This is a genomic window from Staphylococcus caprae (assembly GCF_002902725.1).
GTDB lineage: Bacteria > Bacillota > Bacilli > Staphylococcales > Staphylococcaceae > Staphylococcus > Staphylococcus caprae.
Map to the genome: position 1 here is coordinate 1 of NZ_PPRT01000069.1, position 6,916 is coordinate 6,916.

A 6,916-nucleotide genomic window follows, 5' to 3' on the forward strand; every position below is an offset into this window, starting at 1 on the left:
CTGGGACATAATTAATTGTCTCAGCTTTCTTTAACATATTGGCAGTAGATGTCTGAATTGAAAGTGCGCTTATATCAAGCTTCTTTCAATCCTACCCATCCTTGCCGGCGGGGCCCCAACATATGGAATTTCTTACAAAGAAATTCTGCAAACAATGCAAGTTGGGAGCGGAACAACGAAAATAATTTTGCTAAATTATATTTCTGTCCCACTCCCTAAAAAATTAAATCATTGTTAAAGACTTAAATACTATCGACGACAGTACCTTCGTCTCCCCATTCATTCATGCCGCCTTCAACATTTACTGCATGAATATCTTGTTCTTCTAAATATTGTACTACTCTTGCGCTACGTGAACCTGCTGCACAAATAATGTAGTATGTTTCATCTTTATTGAAATCATTGATATGATGTGGAATTTCATCCATTGGAATCAGTTTAGCTCCAGGAATCACGCCAAGCGCTGTTTCTTCATTTGTGCGAACATCTACAATATTCACCGGATTTGAATCTAATATTTTTTTCTTTAATTCATCTACTGTAATTGATTCCATTTTGAATCTCTCCTTTATCTATATTATTTAGCAACGATATTAACTAATTTTTGAGGCACAGCAATCACTTTTTTGATCTCTTTACCTTCAATGCTCGCTTTAACATTATCATTAACTAAGGCCAAATCTTGCATTTCTTCTTTAGATAAATCTTTAGGAATGTTTAATTTAGCGCGTACTTTACCGTTGACTTGAACGACAATTTCCACTTCTTCATCTACAAGTAAACTTTCATCAAATGTAGGCCAAGGTTGATACGTAATTGTTTCATTATGTCCTAACTTGCTCCACAATTCTTCACCAATATGTGGTGCGATAGGTGCTAACATTTTCACGAAACCTTCAATATAAGGTTTATAAATCTCGTTAGCTTTATAACAATCATTGATAAATACCATCAATTGACTAATAGCAGTATTAAAGCTTAATGCATTAAAATCTTCAGTCACTTTCTTAACTGTTTGATTATAAACTTTATCTAATGATTTATCGTTAGAGTCTACAATCTTATTATTTAATGTGCCATCTTCAGTTACGATGAGTCTCCATACGCGATCAAGGAATCTTCTTGAACCATCTAAACCATTTTCGCTCCAAGCGATGGCAGCATCTAATGGTCCCATAAACATTTCGTATAAACGTAATGTGTCTGCACCATGTGAAGAAACGATATCATCAGGATTAATTACGTTTCCTTTAGATTTACTCATTTTTTCGTTTCCTTCGCCAAGAATCATACCTTGGTTATATAGTTTTTGGAATGGCTCTTTTGTAGGTACCACGCCTAAATCGTATAACACTTTATGCCAGAATCTTGCATATAATAAATGAAGTACTGCGTGTTCAACTCCACCTATATATAAATCAACTGGCAACCAATGTTTTAGCTTTTCAGGATCCGCTATCATCTTATCATTATCTGGGTCGATGTAGCGTAAATAGTACCAACAACTTCCTGCCCATTGTGGCATTGTATTAGTTTCACGACGACCTTTCATGCCAGTTTTTTCATCAACGACATTAACAAAGTCATCAATATTTGCTAGTGGTGATTCACCAGTACCTGAAGGTTTAATTTCGTCTGTTTCAGGAAGTAATAATGGTAGGTCTTCCTCTGGTACTGTTGTCATTGAACCATCTTCCCAATGAATAATTGGAATTGGTTCACCCCAATAACGTTGTCTACTAAATAACCAGTCGCGAAGTTTGTAATTTACTTTTTTCTCACCCGCGCCTTTAGCTTCTAGTAATTCAATTGCTTTGCTAATGGCTGCTTCATTTTCAAGACCGTCAAGTTCACCTGAATTAACATGTTTACCCTCACCAGTGTATGCTTCTAATTGAACGTCTCCACCTTCAATCACTTCAATAATTGGTAAGTCAAATTTCTTAGCAAATTCATGGTCACGTTCATCATGTCCTGGAACAGCCATCACAGCGCCTGTACCGTATGTTGATAATACATAGTCCGCAATCCATATTGGTAATTTTTGACCAGAAAGTGGATTAATTGCATATGCACCTGTGAATACGCCTGTTTTACCTTTTGCTAAATCTGTTCGTTCTAAGTCTGATTTTTTTGATGCTTCTTCTTGGTAAGCTTTGACTTCTTCTAGTTTATCACTAGATGTAATTTTATTTACAAGTGAATGCTCAGGGCTTAACACAAGGAAAGTAGTGCCGAAGATTGTATCTGGACGTGTTGTGAATACGTCAATTTCATCATCTGTACCATCTACATTAAATGAAACTTTCGCCCCTTCAGAACGGCCAATCCAATTTCGTTGCATATCCTTAATAGACTCTGGCCAATCTAATTCGTCTAAATCTTCTAGTAAACGATCTGCATATTCTGTAATTTTAAGGACCCATTGTTTCATAGGTTTACGATATACAGGATGTCCACCACGTTCTGATACACCATCTACCACTTCTTCGTTTGATAGAACTGTACCTAATGCCGGACACCAGTTAACTGCAACTTCATCTACATATGCTAAACCTTTATTATAAAGTTGAATAAAAATCCATTGTGTCCACTTGTAATACTCAGGGTCTGTCGTATTAACTTCTCTATCCCAATCGTAACTAAATCCTAATTCTTGGATTTGGCGTTTAAATGTTTGTACATTTTTCTTAGTAAATTCTCTAGGATCATTACCAGTATCTAATGCATATTGTTCTGCAGGTAATCCAAATGCATCCCACCCCATCGGATGTAACACATTGTATCCTTGCATACGTTTATAACGAGAAATAATATCCGTTGCTGTATAACCTTCTGGATGACCTACGTGCAATCCAGCTCCAGATGGATAAGGAAACATGTCTAACGCGTAAAATTTCTTTTGACCTAAATTGTCACTTGTTTTAAATGTCTTGTTCTCTGCCCAGTAATCTTGCCATTTCTTTTCAATTTCCTTGTGATTGTAATTCAACACATTTCCTCCTATTTCATAAAAAAGACACCTCTACTATTGGATTTAAAGGGACGACGATACTGCCGCGTTACCACCCTTATTCGCTAAGATAGCGCACTTCATTCTAATAGTTAGAGATGTCTCATTCAATTCATTAAATTATTGTAAGTCATTTAGTCCTTAACACTAGTTCTCACCTTTACTAGTTCTCTGTAGAAAAGCCTCTAAATACTTCTATCTATACATTTTTAATATTATGTTATAAAAGCCATTATTGCAAGTAGTTAAGGACTATTATTTATAATCAATGCGTATTATTTCGTAGCATTCGATTTTCTTCTAGGTCTTCGAGGTGTTTGGGATTCATTGTCATCTTTAGGCAAACCTCTATCAAAGATACTTAGGAAAATGAGACCCACACATAATAAGACAATCATACCGATAAACATCATACTCATATTAAGTGTGTCTACAAGTACACCACCAATAAACGGACCAAAAGCTTTACCTACTGTTGAAGCAGAGTTTACAAATCCTTGATATTGTCCCTGTTTCCCTTCAGGCGCAAGTTTATTTGCGATTGTAGGTACTGCAGGCCATACAAACATTTCACCAAAAGTAAGAATAACCATCCCGACAACAAATATAGCAAAATGATGTGCGAAACTTGTAACTAAGAATGAACTCATAAAAATAAAAATACCAACAAACATTTGATGTTTTAAGTTTCCTCTTAATATAACAATTATAGGTCTAATTAAAGGCTGTGCTACAAGAATCATTATGCCGTTAATTGTCCATAGTACACTGTATTGTGACATCGAAATATTTATTGATTGCGTAAATGATGCAATTGTTGTCTCCCATTGAATATAGGCTATCCAACAAATCGCAAACATGGCACATATGAGCATCATTGCTGTAAAACGTTTTTTACTTTCCTTACTTTTTAAATCAATCGCATCTTGATGTTTTACCTTCGCATGAATTTCTAAATTAAATTGCGTAATCGCAACAAGCGCGAATAACACATACATCACTAAATTAGCTAAGAAAATATAATTAAAGCTAAATTCCGCTACAAATCCACCTAGTGCCGCACCCGCAGCAACACCGATGTTTTGCGCTAAATAAATGGCATTAAATGTTTGACGTCCCCCATTTGGCCATACTGCTCCGGCCATCGCATAAATTGCCGGGACAATCATACCGCCACCAAAACCTAGTAACACAAGCCAAACTGCATACCAAGGCCAACCGTGAAATAGATTTAATAATGTGGTACTGCACAAACATGTAAATGTACCTATTAAAATAGTTTTATAGCCACCTAGTTTATCAAATAAGGTGCCCCCTAATAAGTTACCGACGACCATACCAAATGAATTAATCATTAAGACGATACCAGCTATTGTGAGACTCTTATGAAGCTCTTCCTTCATATAAATAGTGTTTAAAGGCCACAAAAAACTGGCGCCAGTGATATTTAAGGCCATGCCTATAACTAGCCACCAAACTGATTTAGGTATATTCATATCTTGAGTCCCTCTCTTTATGTTTTTCTCAATCTATAATAGACACTATAACACTAAAATATGTTAAAATCTGTACTTAGAACTAAAATAGAAAGGAAAATGTATTATGGGTAATTATTTCCCGTATGCTTTTGAAAATAAACGATATCACACATGGAATTATCATTTAAAAAATAAATTTGGACAAAAAATATTTAAGGTGGCGCTTGATGGTGGTTTTGACTGCCCTAATAGAGATGGCACTGTTGCTCATGGTGGTTGTACATTTTGCTCAGCTGCAGGAAGTGGCGACTTCGCAGGTAACAGAGCTGATCCAATAGAAGTGCAATTCCAACAAATTAAATCACGTATGCATGAAAAATGGAGTGAAGGACAATACATTGCCTACTTCCAAGCCTTCACAAACACACATGCACCTGTAGAAGTGCTTAAGGAAAAATATGAACCAGTACTTAAAGAAGAAGGTGTCGTCGGTTTATCTATTGCAACCCGTCCTGACTGTTTACCTGATGATGTTGTTGAATATTTAGCAGAATTAAATGAACGAACGTATCTATGGGTTGAGTTAGGCTTACAAACTGTTCATCAAACTACTTCTGACTTAATTAATCGTGCACATGATATGCAAACGTATTACGAAGGTGTAGCTAAATTAAGAAAGCATAATATTAACGTATGTACGCATATCATTAATGGTTTACCAGGTGAGGACTATGACATGATGATGGAAACTGCTAAAGAAGTTGCACAAATGGATGTTCAAGGTATTAAAATTCATTTACTTCACCTATTAAAAGGCACACCAATGGTTAAACAATATGAAAAAGGAATGCTAGAGTTTATGAGTCAAGATGACTATACGCAATTAGTATGTGACCAACTTGAAGTGATCCCTCCCGAAATGATTGTACATCGTATCACTGGAGATGGACCTATTGATTTAATGGTTGGTCCAATGTGGAGTGTAAATAAATGGGAAGTTTTAAATGAAATTGATAACGAATTAGAACGTAGAGGCTCATACCAAGGTAAAAAATACGAACAAAAACAAAAGGTTCAATCATGAAATTAGAACGCATTCTCCCCTTTTCAAAGTCACTAATAGATAGCCATATTAACGATGAAAGCATAGTGATAGATGCCACTTGTGGTAATGGCAACGATACTTATTATTTAGCAAGTAAAGTTGAGCGTGGTTTCGTTTATGGATTTGATATTCAACAAGAAGCAATAGACAATACAAGATTGAAAATTGACGGTTTCGAAAATGTTAAATTAATTCTCGATGGTCACGAAAATATTAAAAAACATATTTCAAAAGAACATATTGGTAAAATTGATGCGGCAATATTTAATTTAGGTTACTTACCTAAAGGTAATAAAGCCATTGTGACTCAACCTAAGACTACTATTAAAGCGATTGAAAGTATCTTTGAAGTATTGAGTGTAGAGGGAATTATTATTCTCGTTATTTATCACGGTCATGAAGAAGGTAAAATTGAAAGAGATGCTTTAATTGATTATTTAAGTCAATTTGATCAAAATCAAGCACACATATTACAATATCAATTTATTAATCAGAAAAACCATGCACCTTTCTTATGTGCAATCGAAAAACGAAATTAAAAAGTTAAAGATCTTATTCCACTCTTTTCGTAAGAAGGAATAAGATCTTTTTTAATAAATAATTATAAGACAGGTTAAACAGCTAAAATTGATTTTAAACTCATTTGCATTGGTTCAGATTTACTACCTATGGATTGACCAATAAAGTTAAGTAAGTCTTGCTTTTTCTTACTGAGCTTTTCATTAAAATGAATGATTACTGTACGTTCATCATCTTGAGGTCTTTCTTTATATATCCATTCAAGATTAACCAAATTATTATAAGTACGAGTACGCTTATAAGGTTTGATGTGAACAAAATCATCCATTTCTTTAAGTGTCATTGAACCCTCTTCCCAAAGAGTGAGCAAAATTAAAATTTCTTCCTTAGACATATTATACTCTTTTTTGATTGCATCAAAAATGGAGTTAATGTCTTTAAGTAACGCTTCTAATTGCAAAATTCCATGAACTCTATCTTTTTCACTTTTAGCCAAAATTAACATCTCCCAAATAAAATAACTGTTAAATATTTTTCTAAGTTAACCGGCTCCCCAAATTTACACTTACCACCGGCTAATTTAAAAACGATTGAATCATTCCCAATTATTAAATTGAACGAGTTAATTTAAAATCAATTTAGACTATTTAAAGCAATGCAGACTAGGAAAATTAGATATAAAAAGCATGAAAATTTTTAACATTAATAATATAATTTTACGTCATCCCCTAGTCCAAATACATATTAAAATTATATTATTTATATAATCAAAATATATCAAGTTCACAATTAAAATGCAAC

At 34.3% G+C, this 6,916-nt stretch carries 6 protein-coding genes; 2 read left to right on the forward strand and 4 right to left on the reverse strand.

Annotated elements, in window-relative coordinates; translation table 11 throughout:
- Positions 1-242: 242 nt before the first annotated feature.
- The 3 genes from CD155_RS11000 to CD155_RS11010 all read right to left on the reverse strand — a co-directional run bounded on the left by CD155_RS11000 (position 243) and on the right by CD155_RS11010 (position 4,509).
- Entirely contained in the window at positions 243-554 is a 312-nt protein-coding gene (locus tag CD155_RS11000; protein WP_070873382.1) for a rhodanese-like domain-containing protein, read from the reverse strand.
- A 23-nt stretch (positions 555-577) separates the two neighbouring features.
- Positions 578-2,995: a leucine--tRNA ligase gene (leuS, locus tag CD155_RS11005; protein WP_172605816.1), complete on the reverse strand. Its 2,418-nt coding sequence runs from the start codon at positions 2,993-2,995 to the stop codon at positions 578-580.
- Positions 2,996-3,288: 293 nt separating this feature from the next.
- The gene (locus CD155_RS11010; RefSeq protein ID WP_044466749.1) at positions 3,289-4,509 is read right to left on the reverse strand and encodes an MDR family MFS transporter; all 1,221 of its coding nucleotides are present in this window, start codon (positions 4,507-4,509) and stop codon (positions 3,289-3,291) included.
- A gap of 106 nt (positions 4,510-4,615) precedes the next feature.
- Between CD155_RS11010 and mnmL the strand changes: the two genes are divergently transcribed.
- Entirely contained in the window at positions 4,616-5,575 is a 960-nt protein-coding gene (mnmL, locus tag CD155_RS11015; RefSeq protein ID WP_002443468.1) for a tRNA modification radical SAM protein MnmL/YtqA, read from the forward strand.
- Positions 5,572-6,135, forward strand: coding sequence for a tRNA 5-(aminomethyl)-2-thiouridylate-methyltransferase MnmM (gene mnmM / locus CD155_RS11020; protein WP_103213358.1), 564 nt, complete (start codon positions 5,572-5,574; stop codon positions 6,133-6,135). The genes mnmL and mnmM overlap by 4 nt, the downstream gene beginning before the upstream one ends.
- Positions 6,136-6,209: 74 nt before the next feature.
- Here the strand turns inward: mnmM and CD155_RS11025 are convergent, their stop codons facing one another.
- On the reverse strand, positions 6,210-6,611 hold the full coding sequence (locus CD155_RS11025; protein ID WP_037541517.1) for a SarA family transcriptional regulator: 402 nt from the start codon (positions 6,609-6,611) through the stop codon (positions 6,210-6,212).
- Positions 6,612-6,916 lie beyond the last annotated feature (305 nt).